Source organism: Streptomyces africanus (assembly GCF_002150735.1).
GTDB lineage: Bacteria > Actinomycetota > Actinomycetes > Streptomycetales > Streptomycetaceae > Streptomyces > Streptomyces africanus.
Map to the genome: position 1 here is coordinate 18,906 of NZ_MUKA01000069.1, position 22,806 is coordinate 41,711.

Below are 22,806 nucleotides of genomic sequence, written 5' to 3' on the forward strand. Positions count from 1 at the left end.
GACCGCCCCTGGCGGGAGGAATCGCCCATGCTGAGCCCGTCACTCGCGCAGGAGATCGCCGGGGACACCTCCGCGGTCATCGGCTTCAACGTGCTGATCACCGACGCGGAGGGCATGGTCATCGGCAGCGGCGACAGCAGCCGCGTGGGCACCTTCCACGAGGCGTCCGTCGAGGTCGTCCGCACCAAGGAACCCGCCACGCACAACGCCTCTCAGGCCCAGTCGCTGCGCGGGGTCCGGCCCGGGATCACCCTGCCCCTGGTCACGGACGGACGGGCGGTGGGGACCGTCGGGATCACCGGCACCCCGGCGCAGGTGGGCCGCTTCGGACTGCTGGTGAAGCGGCAGACGGAGATCCTGATCCGGGAGTCGGTGATGCTGCGCTCGCGGCTGCTCGCCGAGCGGGCGGCCGAGAAACTGCTCACCGACATCGCCGCGTACGACCCGCTGGTCGTGGAGGGGGACCTGCTGCTGTTCCGGGCCGCCGACCTCGGCTTCGACCTGCGGCTGCGCCGGGTCGCGGTGGCCTTCGAGGTGACCGTGCCCGACCCGGGCGCCCGTCGGGGCGGCCGGGCCCGGGACGTGGCGCTGGTCCGCTCGGAGCTGCTGCGGACGGTCCGCGACGTCTTCGCCGACCCGCAGGACATCGTCGCCGGCACGGCTCCCGGCTGGATCGGCGTCCTGCACCGGCTCCCGGCCCGGGCCCCGGCGGACGCCCCGGCCGCCGACTGCCGCCGCGTCACGGACGTCATCGCCGCCCAGGACGGGCTCACCGCCCGCGCGGGCATCGGCGAACCGGCCACGTCGGTCGGCGCTCTGCACGACTCCTACCAGGACGCCTGCGACGCGCTGCGCCTGGGCGTCCGGGTGGACGGCGGCTCCACCGTCCACGCGATCGGCGATCTGCGGGTCCACCAGCTCCTGGCGGCGGTGAGCCAGTCCGCCCGCACCCGGCTGCTCGACCTGACCGCAGCGCGGCTGCGGGAGCAGCCGGACTGGCCGGTCCTGCGCGACACGATCACCGCCTGGTGCGAGAGCGGCTTCAACCTCGTACGGGCGTCGACGGCGCTGCACATCCACCGCAACACCGTCGTCTACCGCATGAACAAGATCGAGCAGCTCACCGGCCGCCCGTTGCGCGAGCACCGGACGGCCATGGCCCTGTACCTGGCGTGCCTGGCCGACCGGCTGGGCGGCCCGGACCGCTGACCGTCCGGCCGGTTCAGTCCTCGTGCCCGAGCTGGAGGTCCCGTTCGCTGCGACCGCCTCCGGCCACCTGGAGCACGGTGGCGACGGGCGGGTAACCGGCGGCGATGACGGTGTACTCGCCGGAGGACAGGTCGATGAAGCGGAATCTGCCGTCGGGGCCGGTGGTGAGGGTGTCGACGACGTTGCCGGCGACGTCCAGCAGGGTCACGCGCGCGTCCTCCACGGGCCGGCCGCCGCCCGCCCGGACGGTGCCGCGCAGGACGGCGCCGCCGGCCAGTTCGATGTCCCGGCGGGTCTCGCGGGCGGCCTGCACGGTGACGGGCAGCGCGGCCGGGCGGAAGGCGGGGGCGCTGGCGGCGAGGGTGTACTCGCCGGCCACCAGGTCGGTGATGACGTAGCCGCCGTCGCGGCCGCTGCGGGTGGTGGCCACGACCTCGCCGTGCACATTGGTGAGGGTGACGCCGGCGTCCCGTACGGGGGTGCCGTCGGCCGTGACCACGCTGCCCACGAGGTTCCCCGCGCCGCCGAGGACGATGTCCAGTTCGACGGGGCGTTCGCCGACGGTCACGGAGACCGCCTGCGGCTGGTGGCCGCCCGCGGCGGCGATCAGCACGTACGAGCCGGGACCCGGGGTGGCCAGCGCGTAGCGCCCGTCCTCGCCGCTCGCGCCGCGTCCGGTCTGCTGCCCGGTGACGTCGATGAGCGTGAGGGCCGCGCGGGGCACGACGGTCCCGTCGTGGTGCTGCACCGAGCCGCAGACGGGGACCCCGGCGGTGTGCGGAGCGCGGGCCTGCGGAATGGAGGTGCTCCCCGGCTCCGTGTCCGGGTCGGTGACGGATGCGTGGTGGGACACCAGGGGTTTCTCCTTGAGGAAGAGGGCGATGACCAGCCCGAGGGCCAGCACCGGCACCAGGTGGAGGAAGATCCGCGGCATGGCGTCGGCGTACGCCCCGATGTAGCCGTCGCGCAGCCCCGGGGGCAGGGCGTGCACGAGCTGCGGGGTGAGGGACTCGGGGTCGGGGAGCCGGTCGCCCGCGCGCCTGGGCAGGTGGTGGGCCGGGGCGTCGGTGAGCCGGCCGGCGAGGAACGTGCCGAAGAGGGCGGCCGAGACGCTGCCGCCGATCTGCCGGAAGTAGTTGTTGGCGCTGGTGGCGGTGGACAGGTCGCCGGGACGGACGGAGTTCTGCACGGCGAGGATCAGCACCGGCATCACCATGCCGATGCCGGCGCCGAGGACGGCCGTCCAGATGCCGTAGTGCAGCCGGGGCGTGTCGGTGTCGAGGCGGGAGAGCAGCCACATGCCGATGGCGGAGAGGGCGCAGCCGAGGATCGGGTAGGCCTTGTAGCGGCCGGTGCGGCTGATGAGCTGTCCGGCGATGACCGAGGCGCCGACGATGCCGGCCGTCATGGGCAGCATGAGCAGGCCCGACTCGGTGGCGGAGACCCCGTCGACCATCTGGAGGTAGGTCGGCAGATAGCTGGCGGCGCCGAACAGCCCGGCTCCGGTCACCAGGCCGACCAGGCCGGTGACGTTGAAGACGGAGTCCCTGAACAGCCGCAGCGGGATGAGGGGTTCGGCGGCGAAGTGTTCGGCGACGAGGAAGAGGACGGTCGCCACGGCCGCTCCCGCGCCGAGGCCGAGGATCACGCGCGAGTCCCAGGCGTACTCCGTGCCGCCCCAACTGGTCAGCAGGACCAGGCAGGTGGAGGCGGCGGTCAGCAACAGCGCGCCGAGGAGGTCCAGCCGGGCCTTGCCCGCCGGTTTCGGCAGCTTCAGCGCGACGCCGACGACGGCCAGGGTGACCAGGCCGAAGGGCACGTTGACGTAGAAGCACCAGCGCCAGGAGAGATGGTCGGTGACGTAACCGCCGAGCAGGGGGCCGGCCACGGAGGCGAGTCCGAAGGCGGCGCCGATCAGGCCCAGGTAGCGGCCCCGCTGCCGGGCGGGCACGATGTCCGCGATGATCGCCTGGACACCGATCATGAGGCCGCCGGCACCGGCGCCCTGGAGGGCACGGAACGCGATCAGCTGGTCCATGGTCTGCGCCCGGCCCGCGAGCGCGGAGCCGGCGACGAAGACGACGATCGCGAACTGGAAGACGCCCTTGCGGCCGAGCAGGTCACCGAGCTTGCCGTAGACCGGCAGTCCGACGGTCGCGGTGAGCAGGTAGGCGGTGATCGCCCAGGACATCCGGTCCAGGCCATGCAGCTCACCGACGATCTTCGGGAGCGCGGTGGCGACGATCATCTGCTCCAGGGCGGCGAGGAGCAGGGCCGGCATGAGCGCGAGGAAGACCAACCGCACTCTGCGCGGGCTCAGTTCGGCGGCCGGTGCCGGTGGCGGGGAGGGGGGTTCGGGAGGTGCCACCGCCGGTTCGTCCTGCGCCAGAGTGATCCCGCCCACCTACCGCTCCCCTCGTCGCGCTGCCGCACCATTCCCGCGTAAAAGCGACAACTACGAGCAAGCGCGACGAGTTACGGCACAGGAGCGAACCGTACGGAGATCACCCGAACCGGTGAGGGGCACAACGGCCCCTGGATGTTTGGACCTTGGGGGGCTACTTCTCGACCTCGGCGGCGAGCCGGGCGAGCAGCGCGTCGTAGATCCGGCCGAGACCCTTGGGCGCGAAGGTCTTCTCGAAGAAGCCGCCGATGCCGCCGGCGCCGGTCCAGGTGGTGGTCACGACGACCCGGGACTTGCCGTCGCCGGCCGGGGTGACCCGCCAGGTGGTGACCATGGAGGAGTTGCGGTCCTTCTCCACCAGCTCGCCGTCGGTGGGCTCGCTGACCTCCAGGAGGCAGTCGCGCACGCGCTTGCTGGTGGCCTGGAGCTTCCAGTGGACGAGGGTGCCCTCGCCGTCACCGCCCTCGCGGACCTCGTACTCGCTGAACTGCTCGGGCAGCAGCTTCGCGCGCGTGCCGCTGTAGTCGGCGAGGGCGTCGAACACCGTCTCCGCGTCCGCCGCGACGATCCGCTCCGTAGTGGCCTCGACCTGCGCCATCGCTTTCCTCCAGGACATGGTTTCTCGGGGGTCGGGGGCAAGCCAACCACCCCGCTGCCCGGCCCCCCAAATCGGGGTCGCCCAACCCGGTCGCACCCGTTCGGAAAACACCCTCGCACGATCAAGGGAACATGTGTTCTATTCTGTGGTCAGTGCTACCGAGGAGGCGTCATGCGCTGGGACAACCTCACCGAGGACTCCGAACACGGCCGGGCCGACACCGCGCTGTTCGGCGCGGACGCCGTGACCACCCGTACCTTCGACACGCCGGAGTTCCGCGGGATCACCTTCCACGAGATCCGGGCCCGGTCGATCATCAACCGGGTGCCGGCGGTCTCCCGGATGTCGTTCCAGTGGACGGTCAACCCCTATCGCGGCTGCTCGCACGCGTGTGTGTACTGCTTCGCGCGCAAGACGCACAGCTACCTCGACCTCGACACGGGCCTGGGCTTCGACTCCCAGATCGTGGTCAAGACCAACGCGCCGGAGCTGCTGCGCCGGCAGCTCGGCTCGCGCCGCTGGCAGGGCGAGCACATCGCGATGGGCACGAACGTCGACTGCTACCAGCGCGCCGAGGGCCGCTACCGCCTGATGCCGGGCATCATCTCGGCCCTGCGCGACCACGCGAACCCCTTCTCGATCCTGACCAAGGGCACACTCATCCTGCGCGACCTGGATCTGATCGAGCAGGCCGCGGAGGTGACCGACGTCGGCATCTCCGTCTCGGTCGGCTTCACCGACCAGGAGCTGTGGCGCACCGTCGAACCGGGCACGCCCGCGCCCGAGCGGCGCCTGGAGGTCGTACGGACCTTCGGCGAGCACGGCATCGGCTGCGGGGTGCTGATGGCGCCGGTGATCCCGTTCCTGAGCGACCAGCCGGCCCAACTGCGGGATACCGTGCGGGCGATCGCGGCCTCCGGCGCCACGTCCGTCACCCCGCTGGTGCTGCATCTGCGGCCCGGCGCCCGCGAGTGGTTCATGGCCTGGCTGGAGCAGCACCACCCGCACCTGGTGCCCCGCTACCGGCGGCTGTACGCGGAGGGCTCCTACGCCCCGAAGTGGTACCAGCGCCGGATCACCCGTCAGGTGCACGAACTGGCCGAGGAGTACGGCATCGGGCCCACGCGCGCACAGACGCCGCGCCGGATCCGGCCGCCCGAGCCGACCGGGCCGCCGGCGTCCGAACCGACCCAACTGTCGCTCATATAGGAGCGTTCGAGCGCATCCAGCGGCCCAATCGGGTCAAGTCTTGACGGAACACGTTCTTCCAGAGCCGCTTGCCGGGACGAATCGGCGAGGACCGTGAACCCCGCGGCCCGCGCCCTCCGTCCTGGAAGGACTCCATGAGAACACGCGCAGCCGTGCTGTGCGGCGCCGCCGTCGCGCTGGCCGGGAGCCTTACGGCCGTGCCCGCCGAGGCGAGCGCACCGCACTCCGCAGAAACCTTTCGCGCTGCCAAACCCAGCTGGAAGAAGTGCGGCACCACCGACTATCCGAGGCTCCAGTGCGCGTCCCTCAAGGTGCCGCTGGACCACGCGAACCCGCACGGCCGGCAGATCACCCTCGCGCTCTCCCGCGTCCCGCACACCGCCGCGACGTTCCAGGGCCCGCTGCTGGTCAACCCCGGCGGTCCCGGCGGCGACGGTCTGACGCTCGCCGGTTTTGTCGCGCACTCGCTGCCCAAGGAGGTCGCGGCCCAGTACGACATCATCGGCTTCGACCCGCGCGGAGTGGGCGCGAGCAAGCCCGCCCTCGACTGCAAGCCCGGCCACTTCGGCCCGGTGCGCCCGGACTCCGTACCGGCCACGCCCGAGGTCGAGCGGGCCAACCTCGCCCGCGCCAAGTCCTTCGCCGCCGCCTGCAACAGGAAGTACGGTCATCTGCTGCCGTACATCAACACGGTCAGCGCCGCGCACGACATCGAATCGATCCGGCAGGCACTGGGCGCCTCGAAGGTCAACTATTTCGGTTACTCGTACGGCACCTACCTGGGCGCGGTCTACGCCAAGCTGTACCCGCAGCGGGTCCGGCGCCTGGTCCTGGACTCGATCGCCGACCCCACCGACGTGTGGTACACCGCCAACCTCAACCAGGACCACGCCTTCAACGACCGCCACCGCGCCTTCATGGCCTGGGTCGCCAAGTACGACGCGAGGTACGGGCTCGGCACCGATCCGGAGAAGATCGAAGCCACGTGGTACGCGATGCGGGCGGCCCTCGCCAAGGATCCGGCGGGCGGCAAGGTGGGTGCCGCGGAGCTGGAGGACACCTTCGTCCCGGGCAGTTACTACAACGGCTACTGGCCCTACCTGGCGGAGGCGTTCGCGGCGTACGTGAACCACAAGAACACCGGCCCGCTGGTCGAGGTGTACAAGCACTTCGGCGCGGTCGACGCCGCCGACGACAACAGCTACAGCATCTACACCTCGGTGCAGTGCCGGGACGCCTTCTGGCCGCGCGACTGGCACCAGTGGCGCAAGGACAACTGGGCGGCGTACGAGAAGGCACCGTTCATGACCTGGAACAACGCCTGGTACAACGCACCGTGCGCGTTCTGGCCGACCGACTCGGCGCAGCCGGTGGGCATCGCCAACGCCGAGCTGCCGCCGGCCCTGCTGTTCCAGGCGACGAACGACGCGGCCACCCCGTACGAGGGCGGTGTCACCGTCCACGACCTGCTGGCGCGCTCCAGCCTGGTGGTCGAGCAGGGCGGCGGCAACCACGGCATCACGCTGAGCGGGAACGCCTGCCTGGACAAGTACCTGGCGACCTACCTGTCCGACGGCACCGTGCCGCGCGGCGTCGGCACGCGGGACGCGGTGTGCGACGCCCTGCCGGACCCCAAGCCGCTGACCTCGAAGGCGGCGTCGATGTCCGCCCGCGGCTCGACCCTGCACCGCCTGCTCGGCTTCCGCGGCTGAGAGCTGCGGGCCCGGCACCTCGTACCGGCATGCACCCGGGAGGCGCTCCTGGCGGCCGTGCCGCCGACGCGACCTTGCGCGCGAAAACTGATCGGTTTACGGTGAGGCCGAAACCGATCGGCTTCTCGCCCTCGCGGGCGAGCCGGGACGAGATCAGCAGGAGTGTCGGATGACTACCGCGCGCGGCGCCGAGGGAGAGCCGGACCTCAGGCTTCCGGCGAAACTGGCCGACCATCCATCCGTGCGGGCCGTGATCGCCCGGCGCGCGGCAGGTGACGTCGCGAGCCCGCCGGCGGTGATCGACGCGGACTGGCTGCGCGACCTGTGCCTGACGGCCGGTGCGGACGACGCCGCCGCGGTCAGCCTGGACCACCCCGACCTGGCCGGCGAGCGCGAGCACGCACAGTCCGCGCTGCCCGGCACCCGCACGCTGATCGCGCTGGCGGTCCGGATGAACCGCGACAACTGCCGCTCCCCCGCCCGCAGCGTGGCCAACCAGGAGTTCCACCAGACCGACGAACTGGCCAACCACGCCGCCCGCAGCGTCACCCGGGCACTGCAGGACGCCGGCTACCGCGCACTCAATCCGTCGGTCGGCTTCCCGCAGGAGATGGACCACTTCCCCAGCGAGCGGATCTGGGTGGTGGCGCACAAGACGGTCGCCGTGGCCGCGGGGCTCGGCGTGATGGGCCTGCACCGCAACGTCATCCACCCGAAGTTCGGCAACTTCATCCTGCTGGCCACCGTCCTCGTGGACGCCGAGGTGAGCGAGTACGGGCAGGCGCTGGACTACAACCCGTGCATCGACTGCAAGCTGTGCGTCGCCGCCTGCCCGGTCGGCGCCATCAGCAAGGACGGGGCGTTCGACGCGCTGGCCTGCACCACGCACAACTACCGCGAGTTCATGAGCGGGTTCACCGACTGGGCACAGACCGTGGCCGACAGCGAGGACGCCGCCGACTACCGCTCCCGGGTCACCGACTCCGAGAGCGCCTCGATGTGGCAGAGCCTTTCCTCGCCCCCCGGCTACAAGTCCGGCTACTGCATGGCCGTCTGCCCCGGCGGCGAGGACGTCCTGGGCCCCTACCTGGAGGACCGCAAGACGTTCATGGACACCGTGCTGCGACCGCTGCAGGACAAGAAGGAGACCCTCTACGTCCTGCCGGGCTCACACGCGCAGGAGTACGCCGAGCGCCGTTTCCCCCACAAACCCGTCAAGGAAGTCACCGGCGGCTGGCAGCCCCCGGCACCCGCCGTCACGGCGTAGCGGAGACCGGCCACTCCCGGCACGCCCTGAAAAAACCGATCAGTTTTCATTTCTCGCACACGGGGTTAACCTCGCGGTATGACCACCGAAGTGAAGCCAAGCACCAGAGAGCGGCTGCTGGAGGCGGCGGCCACGCTCACCTACCGGGACGGTGTCGGTATCGGCGTCGAGGCGCTGTGCAAGGCGGCGGGGGTGTCGAAGCGCTCCCTGTACCAGCTGTTCGAGAGCAAGGACGAACTGCTGGCGGTCAGCCTGGAGGAGCGCGCCTCCGCCTTCGTGGCGAGCCTCCTGCCGCCGGCGGACGACGGCCGGTCACCCCGCGAGCGGATCCTGCACGTCTTCGAGCAGGTGGAGTCACAGGCGGGTGCGCCCGAGTTCCGGGGCTGCCGGTACCTGGCCGTGCAGATCGAACTGAAGGATCAGAGCCACCCCGCGAGCCGGGTGGCCCACCGGATCAAGGCGAACCTGACGGGGTTCTTCCGTTCCGAGGCCGAACAGGGCGGGGCGAGCGACCCCGACCTGCTGGCCCGGCAGCTCAGCCTGGTCTTCGACGGCGCCAGCGCCCGTGCGGGGATCGGAGCCGACAAGCTCACGGGACTCATCGCACCCACAGTGACCACCCTGCTCGACGCGGCCGGCGTGCGCTGACGCAGCGCCCTTCCGGCCGGTGGCCCTGCGTGCGGAAACCGATCGGTTTACGGTGGAAGTGGCCGCAACAGGTTTCGACGTGATCGGCACGAGCCGCGACACCTCGCGCGTCGCCCCGCTCGGCGGTGTGACGTTCCTCGACCTCGACGTGGCCGGTGACGCCTCGGCAGCCGCCGCGGTCCAGCAGGTGATCAAGCGGTTCGGGCGGATCGACGTCCTGGTCGACAACGCCGGCGTCGGCTCGATGGGCGCGGCCGAGGAAACCTCCGTCGCGCAGGCCCAGGGCGTCTTCGGGGTCATGCGCATGGTGAAGGAGGTCCTGCCGCACATGCGCGCCCAGGGACGCGGGCGCATCATCAACCTCTCGTCCGTGGTCGGGCTCATCCCCTCGCCCTACATGGCCGTCTACGCCGCCTCCAAGCACGCGATCGAGGGCTACACCGAGTCCCTGGACCACGAGGTCCGTGAGTACGGCGTCCGGGCGCTTCTCGTCGAACCCGCCTACACCAGGACGGGATTCGAGGCCGACAGCGCGCGGCCCGACACGCCCCTGCAGGTCTACGCGAAGCAGCGGCACACCTTCGACCGCCTGATGGCAGAGGCGATCAAGGGCGGCGACGCCCCCGCCGTCGTCGCCAAGGTGATCGTCGCGGCAGCGACCGACGCGCGGCCGAAACTGCGCTACACCGCCGGCCCCGTGGCCGGACGCGCGAGCACACTGCGCCGCTTCGTTCCCGCCCGGGCCTTCGACAAGCAGATCCGCAAGCTGAACAAGCCGGCCGGCTGAGACCCGCCCGAGAACCGAGTCCCGGACGTGGTCCACCATGGGCTCGTGAATGAGTCGACCAGGACACACAGGCTCCGGATACGGGAGATGACGCTCGCCGACTGCGACCGCGTCGCCGAGATCCGCGTCCGCGGCTGGCAGAGCGCGTACCGGGGGCTGATACCGCAGTCGTACCTGGACGGGCTCAGTGTCGCGGAGGACGCCGAGCGCCGCCGCGGGCACCTGGCCCAGGCCGGCGCCGGCGTGGTGAACCTGGTCGCCGAGGTCGTCGGCGGCGAGGTCGTCGGCTGGGCCTGCCACGGCCCGTACCGGGACGGTGAACTCCTCACCCACGACGCGGAGTTGTACGCCGTCTACGTCCATCCGGAACACCTGGGGCAGGGCACGGGGCAGGCCCTGCTCGCCGAGTCCGTCGCGCGCTGCGCCGCCGCGGGTCACGGCCGTCTGCTCCTGTGGGTCCTCAAGGGCAACGGCCGGGCCCGCCGCTTCTACGAACGGGCCGGCTTCGAGGCGGACGGCGCGGAGGAGCCCTTCGAGGTGGACGGTGTCACGGTCCCGGAAGTGCGGTACGCACGCGCACTCCCCGGCTGACTCACCTCTGCTTCGGAATCCGCCCCAGCGCCCGCACCGCCGCCTCCGCCAGCACCGGATGCGCGAGGGCCTCGTTCAGCACGGGCCTGGCCCGGGCGTCGCCCAGCCTGCCCAGCCCGTCCACGCAGGCGAGGGCCACCCGGCGGTACGGGTCGTGCGGGCGCAGCCGTCGCTGGAGGGTGGTGATCAGGGCGGGCACGGCCTCCGGGGCGCGCAGGTCGACCAGGAGCCGGACGGGGTGCAGGGCGTAGGCGACGCGCAGTTCGTTGGTGGCGAGGGCGGCGGCCGCGCGGGCGGTGCGCGGGTCACCGAGGCGGGCGAGGGCGTGGGCGGCACAGGCGCAGCGCGGCGGGTCACGGTGGTTGAGCAGCAGCACCAGGGACTCGAAGGCCCGCCGGTCACCGGCGAGTCCCAGCCGGAAGGCGGCCAGCTCCCGCGCCCACAGGGGCTGCCCGGGCTCGGTCAGCACCGCGGCCAGGGCGTCGAGGTCGTCGGTCGCCACGAGCCGCTCGAAGACGGGCGACGCCCCCGACTCCTGCCGTAAGCGCTCCGTGAGTGATCGCAACTCTTCGTCCATGCCTGAGAGATTAGAGGTGGCGTGAGCTGCGCGGGACGCACATCACAAACACGAGGGCTGGCGCGCTCGTTACCCGCCAGTTAAGCTCAGACGAGCGAGTTACCCACTCGCATCTCCTCGCGGCGGTCTGGTGACGCGGCCACCGTGAGAGCAGTCGGTTCGGTACCTCGGTACCGCAGTACGGCTCGGCCCCGGGACAGGGCCGGTCGGAACCGCCGTTCACCGGGCGTGTGCACGCCCGGCCCGACGGCACCGGGCGTGTGCGCTCAGCAGCCCGGCCAGCACCCGCACTTCTCACGCACCCGGTGCGCCCGAGACCCGGCTCCTGCCGGGCCGTACTCGGCGCACCCGGGCGTGTTTCCCGTCGTCACCCTCATCCTGGAGTCCCGCGATGGCCACTCCCCTGTCCGACCCGTCCCTGTCCCCGCTGCGCACCATCGCCGTCGTCGGCCTCGGCACGATGGGCACCGGCATCGCCGAGGTCCTCGCCCAGGCCGGCCGCGAGGTCGTCGGCATCGACATCAGTGAGGCCCAGGCCGCGAAGTGCGTCGCCGCCCTGGAGTCCTCCACCGCCCGTGGCGTCGAGCGCGGCCGGCTGACCGAGCAGGACCGCGCGCAGATCCTGGAGCGCGTCCGTACCTCCACCGACCTGCGGGCCGCGGCCGATGCCGACCTGGTCATCGAGGTGGTGCCGGAGTCGTACGAGATCAAGCAGCAGATCTTCCGGGAACTGGACGGGATCGTGCGCCCCGAGACGATCGTGGCGACGGGCACCAACGCCCTGTCGGTCACCCGGCTCGCCGCCGACTCGGCCCGTCCGGAGCGGGTGCTCGGCCTGCACTTCTTCAACCCGGCCCCGGCGATGCGGCTGGTCGAGGTCGTCTCCTCGGTGCTGACCGCGCCGGCCGCCGTCACGGCGGTCACCGATCTCGCCCTCGACCTGGGCAAGGAACCCGTCGCGGTCGGCGACCGCCCCGGGTTCGTCGCCGACGGCCTGCTGTTCGGCTACCTCAACCAGGCGGCCGCGATGTACGAGGCGAAGTACGCCTCCCGTGAGGACATCGACGCCGCGATGCGGCTGGGCTGCGGCCTGCCGATGGGCCCGCTGGCGCTGCTCGACCTCATCGGTGTCGACACAGCGCGCACGGTCCTGGAGGCGATGTACGCCGCGTCCCGCGACCGGCTGCACGCCCCGGCGCCGATCCTCAAGCAGCTGAGCGAGGCGGGCCTGACCGGCCGCAAGGCGGGGCGCGGGTTCTACACGTACGAGGCGCCGGGCAGCGGCACCGTCGTGCGGGACGCGCTGACCCCGCTGGAGGGCGGCAGCCTGGCCCCGGGCCGGGAGGTCCGCTCGGTCGGTGTCGCGGGCTCGGGCACCATGGCCTCCGGTATCGCCGAGGTGTTCGCCAAGGCCGGGTACGAGGTCGTCCTCGCCGCTCGCAGCGAGGAGAAGGCCCAGGCCGCGAAGGCCCGCATCGGCACGTCCCTGTCCCGCTCGGTCGACAAGGGCCGGATGACCGCCGAGGCCGCCGCGCGGACCCTGGACCTCATCACACCGACGGGCACCTACGACGACTTCGCCGGCGTCGACCTGGCCGTGGAGGCGGTCGCCGAGGACCTGGAGGTCAAGCGGCAGCTGTTCGCCGCGCTGGACAAGGTCTGCAAGCCGGGCGCGGTCCTGGCCACTACCACCTCGTCCCTGCCGGTCGTCGCCTGCGCCCGGGCCACGTCACGGCCGCAGGACGTGATCGGCATGCACTTCTTCAACCCGGCGCCGGCCATGAAGCTGGTCGAGGTCGTCCGTACGGTGCTCACGGCCGACGACGTCCACGCCACGGTCCGCGAGGTCTGCGGCCGGATCAGGAAGCACCCGGTCGACTGCGGGGACCGCGCGGGCTTCATCGTGAACGCGCTGCTCTTCCCGTACCTGAACAACGCGATCAAGATGGTGCAGGAGCACTACGCGTCGCTCGACGACATCGACGCGGCGATGAAGCTGGGCGGCGGTTACCCGATGGGCCCGTTCGAGCTGCTGGACGTCGTCGGGCTCGACGTCTCGCTCGCCATCGAGAAGGTCCTGCACCGCGAGTTCCGCGACCCGGGGCTCGCCCCGGCACCGCTCCTGGAGCACCTGGTGGCCGCGGGCTGCCTCGGCCGCAAGACCGGCCGTGGCTTCCGCGAATATGCCAAGCGCTGAGGGTCCCGGCGACTGGTTCCGGTCCGGCGCGGAGTGGGGCGGCCTGCTCGGCCCGGACCGGTTCCACGAACCAGGCCATGCGCAGCGAGCTGCGCACATGCAGTACGTTCAGGGCATGTCCCAGCCCGCCAAGTCCTCACGTACACCAGCTACGACCGACGCGCCGGAAAGTGCCGCAGGCTCTCGTGCCGCCGCCCAGCGGCTCAAGATGCGCCGGGAACTCGCGGCCGCCGCGATGGAGCTGTTCGCGACCAAGGGGTACGAGGCGACCACCGTCGACGAGATCGCGGCCCAGGCCGGCGTCGCCCGCCGCACCTTCTTCCGCCACTTCCGTTCCAAGGAAGAGGCGATCTTCCCCGACCACGACGACACCCTGGTCCGGGCCGAGGCGGTGCTCAACGCCGCGCCCGCGCACGAGCATCCGCTCGACACGGTGTGCCGCGGCATCAAGGAAGTCATGAAGATGTACGCGGCCCGGCCGGAGATCTCGGTCGCCCGCTACAAGCTGACGCGCGAGGTGCCGACGCTGCGCGAGGCGGAGATCGCGTCGGTGGCCCGCTACGAGCGCCTGTTCACCCGCTATCTCCTCGGCCACTTCGACGAGCGCGCGCACGCCGACGACGCCAACGACGACCCGCTGCTCGCGGAGGTCGCCGCGTCCGCCGTGGTCACCGCCCACAACCACGTCCTGCGGCGCTGGCTGCGGGCGGGCGGCCAGGGGGACGTGGAGGCGCAGCTGGACCACGCCTTCGCGATCGTGCGCAAGACGTTCGGCACGGGGATCGGGGCCGGGCGCTCCACGGAGACGCAGCCGGCCGCGGCCACGGCCTCGGCACAGGGCGAGGTGCTGGTCACGGTCGCCCGCACCGACGCCCCGCTCGACGAGGTCATGCGGACGATCGAGCAGGCGCTCAAGGAGCGCTGAGCGACTCCCGCTCCTGTGATGACGGCCACCCCACGGGGTGGCCGTTTTGGCATGTCAGGGGCCGTTTTGCAGGCCCTTGACGAGGCCGTTCGATCGATCATCGCTCATGTGTTACGTAAAGATTTCATCTGAGAGCAAGTTCTGGCACTCAGTGCCTTGCGAGGTGACACGCGGTGTCATACGTTGAAGAGGTCCGGGCGACGTCCCAGCAAGCCCAGCGCCTGCCCGCCCGGACGCCTGCGTCACAGGCAACCTCCCGCGCCACCAGCGCTGCCGAACAGCACCACCGCCGAACCGACGGCACACCCTCAACCCTCAGCAGCACCGACGTACCCATCGGCGCCCCTCCCTCAGGGCGCTCACCGCCGGAGGCAACACCGTGACCGTTAAGGACATCCTGGCCGCGATCCAGTCGCCCGACTCCACGTCGGAGGACTTCGCCGCCCTCCCGCTCCCCGAGTCGTACCGCGCGATCACCGTGCACAAGGACGAGACGGAGATGTTCGCCGGGCTCACCACGCGCGACAAGGACCCCCGCAAGTCGATCCACCTGGACGAGGTGCCGCTGCCCGAGCTGGGCCCGGGCGAGGCACTGGTGGCCGTCATGGCCTCCTCGGTCAACTACAACTCGGTGTGGACGTCGATCTTCGAGCCGCTGTCGACGTTCGGCTTCCTGGAGCGCTACGGCCGCACCAGCGAGCTGGCCAAGCGCCACGACCTGCCGTACCACATCATCGGCTCCGACCTCGCCGGCGTCGTCCTGCGCACCGGACCCGGCGTCAACGCCTGGCACCCCGGCGACGAGGTCGTCGCGCACTGCCTCTCCGTCGAGCTGGAGTCCAGCGACGGCCACAACGACACGATGCTCGACCCCGAGCAGCGCATCTGGGGCTTCGAGACCAACTTCGGCGGCCTCGCCGAGATCGCGCTGGTCAAGTCCAACCAGCTGATGCCCAAGCCGGACCACCTCAGCTGGGAGGAGGCCGCCGCCCCGGGCCTGGTCAACTCCACCGCCTACCGGCAGCTGGTCTCCCGCAACGGCGCCGGCATGAAGCAGGGCGACAACGTGCTCATCTGGGGCGCGAGCGGCGGACTCGGCAGTTACGCCACGCAGTTCGCGCTGGCCGGCGGTGCCAACCCCATCTGCGTCGTCAGCAGCGAGCAGAAGGCGGAGATCTGCCGGTCCATGGGCGCCGAGGCGATCATCGACCGCACCGCCGAGGACTACAAGTTCTGGAAGGACGAGCACACGCAGGACCCGAAGGAGTGGAAGCGCTTCGGCAAGCGCATCCGCGAGCTCACCGGCGGGGAGGACATCGACATCGTCTTCGAGCACCCCGGCCGCGAGACCTTCGGCGCGAGCGTCTTCGTCACCCGCAAGGGAGGCACCATCACCACCTGCGCCTCCACCTCGGGTTACATGCACGAGTACGACAACCGCTACCTGTGGATGTCACTGAAGCGCATCATCGGCTCGCACTTCGCCAACTACCGCGAGGCCTGGGAGGCCAACCGGCTCATCGCGAAGGGCAAGATCCACCCCACCCTGTCGAAGGTGTACTCCCTTCAGGACACCGGCCAGGCCGCCTACGACGTCCACCGCAACCTCCACCAGGGCAAGGTCGGTGTGCTGTGCATGGCCCCCGAGGAGGGCCTGGGCGTGCGCGACCAGGAGAAGCGCGCCCGGCACATCGACGCCATCAACCGCTTCCGGAACATCTGAGGGCTGCTGGATGACAGAGCGTCAGAAGGACCGTCCGTGGCTCATGCGGACCTACGCCGGTCACTCCACGGCCGAGGCGTCCAACGAGCTGTACCGGCGCAACCTCGCCAAGGGCCAGACGGGTCTGTCGGTGGCGTTCGACCTGCCGACACAGACCGGCTACGACTCCGACCACATCCTCGCCCGCGGCGAGGTCGGCCGGGTCGGCGTGCCGATCGCCCACGTCGGTGACATGCGCCGGCTGTTCCAGGACATCCCCCTGGAGCAGATGAACACCTCGATGACCATCAACGCCACGGCCATGTGGCTGCTGGCGCTCTACCAGGTCGTCGCCGAGGAGCAGGGCGCGGACATCACCAAGCTCCAGGGCACGACCCAGAACGACATCGTCAAGGAGTACCTGTCCCGGGGGACGCACGTCTTCCCCCCGGGCCCCTCCCTCCGCCTGACGACGGACATGATCGCGTACACGGTCTCCCACCTCCCGAAGTGGAACCCGATCAACATCTGCAGCTACCACCTGCAGGAGGCGGGCGCCACACCGGTCCAGGAGATCGCGTACGCGATGTCCACCGCGATCGCCGTGCTGGACGCGGTCCGTGACTCCGGCCAGGTGCCGCAGGAGCGCATGGGCGACGTCGTCGGCCGGATCTCCTTCTTCGTGAACGCGGGCGTCCGCTTCATCGAGGAGATGTGCAAGATGCGGGCGTTCGGCCGCATCTGGGACCGGATCACCCGTGAGCGCTACGGGATCGAGAACCCCAAGCACCGCCGCTTCCGCTACGGCGTCCAGGTCAACTCCCTGGGCCTGACGGAGGCGCAGCCGGAGAACAACGTCCAGCGGATCGTGCTCGAGATGCTGGCCGTGACGCTGTCCAAGGACGCCCGCGCGCGTGCCGTGCAGCTCCCCGCCTGGAACGAGGCGCTCGGCCTGCCCCGCCCCTGGGACCAGCAGTGGTCGCTGCGCATCCAGCAGGTGCTGGCGTACGAGAGCGATCTGCTGGAGTACGACGACATCTTCGAGGGCTCGAAGGTCATCGAGGCGAAGGTGGACGAACTGGTCGAGGCCTCGCTCGCGGAGATCGACCGCATCCAGGAGATGGGCGGCGCGATGGCGGCCGTCGAGTCCGGCTACCTCAAGTCGCAGCTGGTCGCCTCGCACGCGGAGCGCCGGGGCCGGATCGAGTCCGGCCAGGAGAAGATCATCGGTGTCAACGCCTTCGAGGGCACCGAGCCGAACCCGCTGACCGCCGACCTGGACACCGCGATCCAGACGGTCGACCCGGAGGTCGAGGCCCGCGTCATCGCCTCGCTCCAGCAGTGGCGCGACAGCCGCTACCAGCCGCCCTTCAACCACCCGCGGCCCTGCAAGGCCCTGGAGCGGCTGAAGGAGGCCGCCCGGGGCACCGAGAACCTCATGGAGGCCACCCTGGAGTGCGCCCGCGCCGGGGTCACGACCGGCGAGTGGGCCGGGGCCCTGCGCGAGGTGTTCGGCGAGTTCAGGGCGCCCACGGGCGTCTCCTCGGCGCCGGTCGCCGTCCCCGCCGAGGAGGGCAGCACGCTGGCCCTGGTCCGCCGCAAGGTGGATCTGACGGCCAAGGACCTGGGCGTGGGCAAGCTGCGCTTCCTGGTCGGCAAGCCGGGCCTGGACGGCCACTCCAACGGCGCCGAGCAGATCGCCGTGCGCGCGCGGGACGCCGGCTTCGAGGTGGTCTACCAGGGCATCCGGCTCACCCCCGAGCAGATCGTGGACGCGGCCCTCGCCGAGGACGTGCACGCGGTCGGCCTGTCCATCCTGTCCGGCTCGCACGCCCAGCTGGTGCCGGACGTGCTCGAACGGCTGCGTGTGGCCGGTGCCACAGACATCCCGGTGATCGCCGGTGGCATCATCCCGAACGGGGATGCCGAGCAGCTCAGGGCAGCCGGAGTGGCCGCGGTCTTCACCCCGAAGGACTTCGACATCACCGGAATCATCGGCCGCATCGTCGACGAGATCCGGAAAGCGAACACGCTCGACCCCCTGGAGGTCTCCGCATGACCACGGTCAACCGCCTTCGCCCCCGGCGTTCCTGCCTGGCGGTACCGGGCTCGAACCCCCGCTTCCTGGAGAAGGCGCAGGGCCTCCCCGCCGACCAGGTCTTCCTCGACCTGGAGGACGCGTGCGCCCCGCTCGCCAAGCCCGAGGCGCGGCACACCATCGTCAAGTTCCTCAACGAGGGCGACTGGACGGGCAAGACGCGCGTCGTGCGCGTCAACGACTGGACGACCGAATGGACGTACCGGGACGTCGTCACGGTCGTCGAGGGCGCCGGCCCCAACCTCGACTGCATCATGCTGCCGAAGGTGCAGGACGCCCAGCAGATCGTCGCCCTCGACCTGCTGCTGACGCAGATCGAGAAGACGATGGGCTTCGAGGTCGGCCGGATCGGCATCGAGGCGCAGATCGAGAACGCGCAGGGTCTGAACAACGTCAACGAGATCGCGCAGGCCTCCCCGCGCGTCGAGACGATCATCTTCGGCCCGGCCGACTTCATGGCCTCGATCAACATGAAGTCGCTGGTCGTGGGCGAGCAGCCGCCCGGCTACCCGGCGGACGCCTACCACTACATCCTGATGAAGATCCTGATGGCCGCCCGCGCCAACAACCTCCAGGCGATCGACGGCCCCTACCTGCAGATCCGCAACATCGACGGCTACCGCGAGGTCGCCCAGCGCGCCGCAGCGCTCGGCTTCGACGGCAAGTGGGTGCTGCACCCGGGCCAGGTCGAGGCGTCCAACGAGATCTTCTCGCCGTCCCAGGAGGACTACGACCACGCCGAGCTGATCCTGGACGCGTACGACTACTACACGTCCGAGGCGGGCGGCAAGAAGGGCTCCGCGATGCTCGGCGACGAGATGATCGACGAGGCCAGCCGCAAGATGGCCCTGGTCATCTCCGGCAAGGGACGCGTCGCCGGCATGCAGCGCACCAGCAAGTTCGAGATCCCGGAGGCGTGACGGCGATGCAGTTCGGACGCACGTACGAGGAGTTCGAGGTCGGCGCGACGTACAAGCACTGGCCGGGAAAGACGGTCACGGAGTACGACGACCACCTGTTCTGTCTCCTCACGATGAACCACCACCCGCTCCACATGGACACGAACTACGCGGAGAAGACGACTGACTTCGGCAGGAACGTCGTCGTCGGGAACTACATCTACTCGCTGCTGCTCGGCATGTCCGTGCCGGACATCTCCGGCAAGGCGATCGCCAACCTGGAGATCGAGTCGCTCAAGCACGTGGCGCCGACCTTCCACGGCGACACGGTCTACGGCCAGACGACCGTGCTCGACAAGTGGCCGTCGAAGTCGAAGAACGACCGCGGCATCGTGCACGTCGAGACCAAGGGCTACAAGCAGGACGGCACGCTGGTCTGCGTGTTCCGCCGCAAGGTGATGGTGCCGACCGAGACGTACATCAAGGAGCGCGGCGGCGAGCAGCCGGGCCGCCCCGAGCTCAAGGAGCAGGAGAAGTAGCCATGGCGCGACTCGCCCAGACCGCCGGTCTGACGGACATCCAGCAGGAGATCCTCTCCACCGTCCGGGACTTCGTGGACAAGGAGATCATCCCGGTCGCGACCGAGCTGGAGCACCGCGACGAATACCCGCAAGCGATCGTCGACGGGCTGAAGGAGCTGGGCCTGTTCGGCCTGATGATCCCCGAGGAGTACGGGGGTCTGGGCGAGTCGCTCCTGACGTACGCGCTGTGCGTGGAGGAGATCGCCCGCGGGTGGATGTCGGTGTCCGGCATCATCAACACGCACTTCATCGTGGCGTACATGCTCAAGCAGCACGGCACGCAGGAGCAGAAGGACCACTTCCTGCCCAGGATGGCGGCCGGCGACATCCGCGGCGCGTTCTCGATGTCGGAGCCGGCCCTCGGCTCGGACGTGTCGGCGATCACGTCGAAGGCGGTGAAGGACGGCGACGAGTACGTCCTGAACGGCCAGAAGATGTGGCTGACCAACGGCGGGACGTCGTCTCTCGTGGCCGTTCTGGTACGAAGTGACGAAGGTCACCCCGAGGGCACCGCGCCCCACAAGTCGATGACGACCTTCCTGGTCGAGAAGGAGCCGGGTTTCGGCGAGGTCCGGCCCGGCCTCACCATCCCCGGCAAGATCGACAAGATGGGGTACAAGGGCGTCGACACCACCGAACTCATCATGGACGGCCTGCGGATTCCTGCCGATCGTGTGCTCGGCGGGGTCACCGGCCGTGGTTTCTACCAGATGATGGACGGCGTCGAGGTCGGCCGCGTCAACGTGGCGGCGCGTGGCTGTGGCGTCGCTCAGCGTGCGTTCGAGCTGGGCGTCGCGTACGCGCAGCAGCGTCACACGTTCGGGAAGCCGATCGCCCAGCATCAGGCCATCCAGTTCAAGCTGGCGGAGATGGCTACCAAGGTCGAGGCCGCGCATGCGATGATGGTGAACGCGGCACGCAAAAAGGACTCCGGTGAGCGAAACGACCTTGAGGCTGGGATGGCGAAGTACCTCGCCTCCGAGTACTGCAAAGAGGTCGTGGAAGACGCCTTCCGGATCCACGGCGGCTACGGCTTCTCCAAGGAGTACGAGATCGAGCGCCTCTACCGTGAGGCTCCGATGCTGCTCATCGGTGAAGGTACCGCCGAGATCCAGAAAATGATCATCGGCAGGCGGCTGCTCGAGGAGTATCGATTCCAGGGCTAGATGTCCGGATACGGGGTGTTTTCTTGGAGAAGAAGATCACACCCCGTCAGCACTCTTCGGCCGCCGACTCGGCTGCCTGGCTTACCCAGTTAGGGCCCCGAGCCGCTACGATCGCCGGAAAGCCGCCGTCCCCCGTCAGAGTGCGGCATCATCCGCTACGAAGGTCATCCATGCCCCACAGCCAAACCTCTGCACCTCGCGACAGCCGGGCCGGCGTACGCCTCGCGCGCGGAGCATCGCCGTGGCTCCTTCCTACCGTCGCCACCGCAGCCCTCAGCCTGGCCCGCGCTCGCCGCTCCGGCGCCGCGAAGGCCGTCGCCGTTCCCGCCACCGCGCTCGCGGCGGGGATGCTGTGGTTCTTCCGCGACCCCGAGCGCGAGATCACCCAGGGCCGGGTCATCTCGCCCGCAGACGGTGTGGTGCAGAGCATCATGCCGTGGAAGGACGGCCGCACCCGCGTCGCGATCTTCATGAGCCCGCTCAACGTCCACGTCAACCGCGCGCCGCTGGCCGGCACGGTGACGTCGGTCGAGCACGTGCCCGGTGGCTTCGTTCCCGCCTTCAACAAGGAGAGCGAGAACAACGAGCGTGTCGTCTGGCACTTCGACACCGAGCTCGGCGACATCGAGATGATCCAGATCGCCGGCGCGGTCGCCCGCCGCATCGTTCCCTACGTGCCCCAGGGCACCAAGGTCGAGCAGGGCGAGCGGATCGGCCTGATCCGCTTCGGCTCGCGGGTCGACCTCTACCTGCCCGAGGGTGTGGAGGTCGCGGTCGAGGTGGGACAGAAGACCGTGGCTGGGGTGACTCGCATTGACCGTGATTGATCCTGACACCAAGGCCGGCTGGGTCCCGGAGGCCGACGAGGTCGACGAAGAAGAGGAGATGCCCCTCTCTCTGCGCCTCTCGATAGCGGACACCCTGACGCTCGGCAACGCCACGTGCGGCTTCATGGCGGTGTACTTCACCACCACCGGCATCCTGATCCCGGACCTCATGGGCAGCCAGGAGTCCGGCATGGCGCGCAACAGCGCGGCCACGGCGGTCATCCTGATGCTGTGCGCGGCGGTCTTCGACCTGTTCGACGGCTTGGTGGCGCGCAAGCTGCGCTCCTCCCCCATGGGCGCCGAGCTGGACAACCTCTCCGACCTGATCAGCTTCGGCCTGGCGCCGGCGTACTTCGTCCTCGTCTACGGCATGGTGGCGGAGGGCGCGTACCAGCGGGTCGCGGCGGTCGGGGCGATCGTGGTGCTGCTGGCGGTGGTGCTGCGGCTTGCGCGGTTCTCGTGCGTCACGGTGAAGGACGGCACGTTCCAGGGCATGCCATCACCGTTCGGCGCGCTGACGGTCGTGTCGATCGTGCTGCTGGAGCTGCCGTTCGTGGCGACGCTGCTGGCGATCCTGGGGACGGCGTGGCTGATGGTGAGCCGCGTGGAGTACCCGAAGCCGCGGGGGCGGCTCGCGGTGGCGATGCTGTCGTGGATCGTGGTGGGCATGGGCATGATGGCGGCCTGGGCCTTCGACGCCCCGAGCGGCCAGCTGCTGCTCCAGACGGGTTGTGCGCTCCAGCTGGTCATGGGGGCGGTGATCCCGCTGTTCGCGACGGCCCGGCGGGTGAACAACTTCCGTGGCAACCGGCGGGAGGCGCGGGCGGCGCAGCTGCCCTGACCTTCTCCCACCACTGACGGGTGTGGCCCGAGCCTCGAAGGCTCGGGCCACACCCGTTTTCGCGTTCAAGGGAATTTCCCTTTTGCCCTTGACTGGTCAACTACCCCTGTTCAAGGCCGATTTGCGGGACATATGCAGGAAGAGGAGGGTGGGTCAGGGGGGTTGTCAGAAAGTTCCTCCCCCTTCCCGCCACCGGGAGACGGCCATGTCCGCACCCACGCTGACAGAACACCACGTCACGCTCCAATCCCAGATCCCCGCGAATCTCAATACCACGGTGACCCTGCCCGTACGGGAGTACGACGGCACCAAGGCGAACCAAGCGCACAAGCCGGTGCTGATGCTGCACGGCAGAAGCGTGCCGGCGCTGGCGGCGTTCGACCTCGCCCCGGTGCCCGGCGGCTCCGCCACCCGGTACAGCTGGGCACAGGAACTCGCGGACGACGGCTACGACGTCTTCCTCATGGACCTGCAGGGCTCCGGACGGTCGCCACGCCCCAGGATGGACGAGCCGTGCAACGCCAACCCGGCCCAGCAGCAGGCCCTCGTCCCCAACCCCCTCCAGGCG

20 protein-coding genes are annotated in these 22,806 nt (G+C 70.1%); 17 read left to right on the top strand and 3 right to left on the bottom strand.

The window, feature by feature from the left end; all coding sequences use genetic code 11:
• Positions 1-27 precede the first annotated feature (27 nt).
• Positions 28-1,209 (top strand): CdaR family transcriptional regulator, encoded by a 1,182-nt coding sequence (locus tag CCL05_RS10515; protein WP_086560246.1) that lies wholly within the window; start codon positions 28-30, stop codon positions 1,207-1,209.
• A 13-nt stretch (positions 1,210-1,222) separates the two neighbouring features.
• Here the strand turns inward: CCL05_RS10515 and CCL05_RS10520 are convergent, their stop codons facing one another.
• Together CCL05_RS10520 and CCL05_RS10525 are read right to left on the bottom strand one after the other, a co-directional pair.
• Complete coding sequence (locus tag CCL05_RS10520; protein WP_086560247.1) at positions 1,223-3,613, bottom strand: MFS transporter; 2,391 nt, start codon at positions 3,611-3,613, stop codon at positions 1,223-1,225.
• A 154-nt stretch (positions 3,614-3,767) separates the two neighbouring features.
• Positions 3,768-4,211, bottom strand: a complete 444-nt coding sequence (locus CCL05_RS10525) for an SRPBCC family protein (protein WP_020276619.1) — start codon at positions 4,209-4,211, stop codon at positions 3,768-3,770.
• 171 nt (positions 4,212-4,382) lie between these two features.
• Between CCL05_RS10525 and CCL05_RS10530 the strand changes: the two genes are divergently transcribed.
• From CCL05_RS10530 to CCL05_RS10555, 6 genes are all read left to right on the top strand, one after another.
• Positions 4,383-5,420, top strand: a complete 1,038-nt coding sequence (locus CCL05_RS10530; protein WP_086560248.1) for an Rv2578c family radical SAM protein — start codon at positions 4,383-4,385, stop codon at positions 5,418-5,420.
• Positions 5,421-5,554: 134 nt separating this feature from the next.
• Positions 5,555-7,132, top strand: coding sequence for an alpha/beta hydrolase (locus CCL05_RS10535; protein ID WP_086560249.1), 1,578 nt, complete (start codon positions 5,555-5,557; stop codon positions 7,130-7,132).
• A 169-nt stretch (positions 7,133-7,301) separates the two neighbouring features.
• Positions 7,302-8,399, top strand: coding sequence for a 4Fe-4S binding protein (locus CCL05_RS10540; RefSeq protein ID WP_086560250.1), 1,098 nt, complete (start codon positions 7,302-7,304; stop codon positions 8,397-8,399).
• 78 nt (positions 8,400-8,477) lie between these two features.
• Positions 8,478-9,047, top strand: a complete 570-nt coding sequence (locus CCL05_RS10545; protein ID WP_086560251.1) for a TetR/AcrR family transcriptional regulator — start codon at positions 8,478-8,480, stop codon at positions 9,045-9,047.
• A 58-nt stretch (positions 9,048-9,105) separates the two neighbouring features.
• Complete coding sequence (locus tag CCL05_RS10550) at positions 9,106-9,834, top strand: oxidoreductase (protein ID WP_086560252.1); 729 nt, start codon at positions 9,106-9,108, stop codon at positions 9,832-9,834.
• An 87-nt stretch (positions 9,835-9,921) separates the two neighbouring features.
• Complete coding sequence (locus CCL05_RS10555; protein ID WP_086560253.1) at positions 9,922-10,425, top strand: GNAT family N-acetyltransferase; 504 nt, start codon at positions 9,922-9,924, stop codon at positions 10,423-10,425.
• Between the two features lies 1 nt (position 10,426).
• Here CCL05_RS10555 and CCL05_RS10560 read toward each other — a convergent pair whose 3' ends face one another.
• Positions 10,427-11,002 (bottom strand): adenylosuccinate lyase, encoded by a 576-nt coding sequence (locus CCL05_RS10560; protein ID WP_086560254.1) that lies wholly within the window; start codon positions 11,000-11,002, stop codon positions 10,427-10,429.
• 391 nt (positions 11,003-11,393) lie between these two features.
• On the opposite strand from CCL05_RS10560, the gene CCL05_RS10565 reads away from it, so the two are divergent.
• The 10 genes from CCL05_RS10565 to CCL05_RS46055 form a co-directional block, all read left to right on the top strand.
• On the top strand, positions 11,394-13,199 hold the full coding sequence (locus CCL05_RS10565) for a 3-hydroxyacyl-CoA dehydrogenase family protein (protein WP_086560255.1): 1,806 nt from the start codon (positions 11,394-11,396) through the stop codon (positions 13,197-13,199).
• 115 nt (positions 13,200-13,314) lie between these two features.
• Positions 13,315-14,124, top strand: a complete 810-nt coding sequence (locus tag CCL05_RS10570; RefSeq protein ID WP_208641447.1) for a TetR family transcriptional regulator — start codon at positions 13,315-13,317, stop codon at positions 14,122-14,124.
• A 379-nt stretch (positions 14,125-14,503) separates the two neighbouring features.
• Positions 14,504-15,847 (top strand): crotonyl-CoA carboxylase/reductase, encoded by a 1,344-nt coding sequence (ccrA, locus tag CCL05_RS10575; RefSeq protein ID WP_086560257.1) that lies wholly within the window; start codon positions 14,504-14,506, stop codon positions 15,845-15,847.
• A 10-nt stretch (positions 15,848-15,857) separates the two neighbouring features.
• The gene (locus CCL05_RS10580; protein ID WP_086560258.1) at positions 15,858-17,885 is read left to right on the top strand and encodes a protein meaA; all 2,028 of its coding nucleotides are present in this window, start codon (positions 15,858-15,860) and stop codon (positions 17,883-17,885) included.
• Positions 17,882-18,844, top strand: a complete 963-nt coding sequence (locus CCL05_RS10585) for an HpcH/HpaI aldolase/citrate lyase family protein (protein WP_086560259.1) — start codon at positions 17,882-17,884, stop codon at positions 18,842-18,844. The genes CCL05_RS10580 and CCL05_RS10585 overlap by 4 nt, the downstream gene beginning before the upstream one ends.
• Positions 18,845-18,849: 5 nt before the next feature.
• The gene (locus CCL05_RS10590; RefSeq protein WP_086560262.1) at positions 18,850-19,362 is read left to right on the top strand and encodes a MaoC family dehydratase; all 513 of its coding nucleotides are present in this window, start codon (positions 18,850-18,852) and stop codon (positions 19,360-19,362) included.
• A 2-nt stretch (positions 19,363-19,364) separates the two neighbouring features.
• Complete coding sequence (locus tag CCL05_RS10595) at positions 19,365-20,570, top strand: acyl-CoA dehydrogenase family protein (protein ID WP_086560260.1); 1,206 nt, start codon at positions 19,365-19,367, stop codon at positions 20,568-20,570.
• A gap of 170 nt (positions 20,571-20,740) precedes the next feature.
• Positions 20,741-21,397, top strand: a complete 657-nt coding sequence (locus CCL05_RS10600) for a phosphatidylserine decarboxylase (RefSeq protein ID WP_010038789.1) — start codon at positions 20,741-20,743, stop codon at positions 21,395-21,397.
• A gap of 58 nt (positions 21,398-21,455) precedes the next feature.
• A complete protein-coding gene (gene pssA / locus CCL05_RS10605; protein WP_037832427.1) occupies positions 21,456-22,238 on the top strand; it encodes a CDP-diacylglycerol--serine O-phosphatidyltransferase in 783 nt (260 codons plus the stop codon).
• 205 nt (positions 22,239-22,443) lie between these two features.
• The coding region (locus CCL05_RS46055) for an alpha/beta hydrolase (protein WP_244204237.1) at positions 22,444-22,806 on the top strand (363 nt) is incomplete at its 3' end.

Coding starts and splice junctions, on each gene's coding strand:
- CCL05_RS10515 (WP_086560246.1), top strand. CDS start 28: ATGCTGAGCCCGTCACTCGCGCAGGAGATCGCCGGGGACACCTCCGCG.
- CCL05_RS10525 (WP_020276619.1), bottom strand. CDS start 4,211: ATGGCGCAGGTCGAGGCCACTACGGAGCGGATCGTCGCGGCGGACGCG.
- CCL05_RS10530 (WP_086560248.1), top strand. CDS start 4,383: ATGCGCTGGGACAACCTCACCGAGGACTCCGAACACGGCCGGGCCGAC.
- CCL05_RS10535 (WP_086560249.1), top strand. CDS start 5,555: ATGAGAACACGCGCAGCCGTGCTGTGCGGCGCCGCCGTCGCGCTGGCC.
- CCL05_RS10540 (WP_086560250.1), top strand. CDS start 7,302: ATGACTACCGCGCGCGGCGCCGAGGGAGAGCCGGACCTCAGGCTTCCG.
- CCL05_RS10545 (WP_086560251.1), top strand. CDS start 8,478: ATGACCACCGAAGTGAAGCCAAGCACCAGAGAGCGGCTGCTGGAGGCG.
- CCL05_RS10555 (WP_086560253.1), top strand. CDS start 9,922: ATGACGCTCGCCGACTGCGACCGCGTCGCCGAGATCCGCGTCCGCGGC.
- CCL05_RS10560 (WP_086560254.1), bottom strand. CDS start 11,002: ATGGACGAAGAGTTGCGATCACTCACGGAGCGCTTACGGCAGGAGTCG.
- CCL05_RS10565 (WP_086560255.1), top strand. CDS start 11,394: ATGGCCACTCCCCTGTCCGACCCGTCCCTGTCCCCGCTGCGCACCATC.
- CCL05_RS10570 (WP_208641447.1), top strand. CDS start 13,315: ATGTCCCAGCCCGCCAAGTCCTCACGTACACCAGCTACGACCGACGCG.
- CCL05_RS10580 (WP_086560258.1), top strand. CDS start 15,858: ATGACAGAGCGTCAGAAGGACCGTCCGTGGCTCATGCGGACCTACGCC.
- CCL05_RS10585 (WP_086560259.1), top strand. CDS start 17,882: ATGACCACGGTCAACCGCCTTCGCCCCCGGCGTTCCTGCCTGGCGGTA.
- CCL05_RS10590 (WP_086560262.1), top strand. CDS start 18,850: ATGCAGTTCGGACGCACGTACGAGGAGTTCGAGGTCGGCGCGACGTAC.
- CCL05_RS10595 (WP_086560260.1), top strand. CDS start 19,365: ATGGCGCGACTCGCCCAGACCGCCGGTCTGACGGACATCCAGCAGGAG.
- CCL05_RS10600 (WP_010038789.1), top strand. CDS start 20,741: ATGCCCCACAGCCAAACCTCTGCACCTCGCGACAGCCGGGCCGGCGTA.
- pssA (WP_037832427.1), top strand. CDS start 21,456: ATGCCCCTCTCTCTGCGCCTCTCGATAGCGGACACCCTGACGCTCGGC.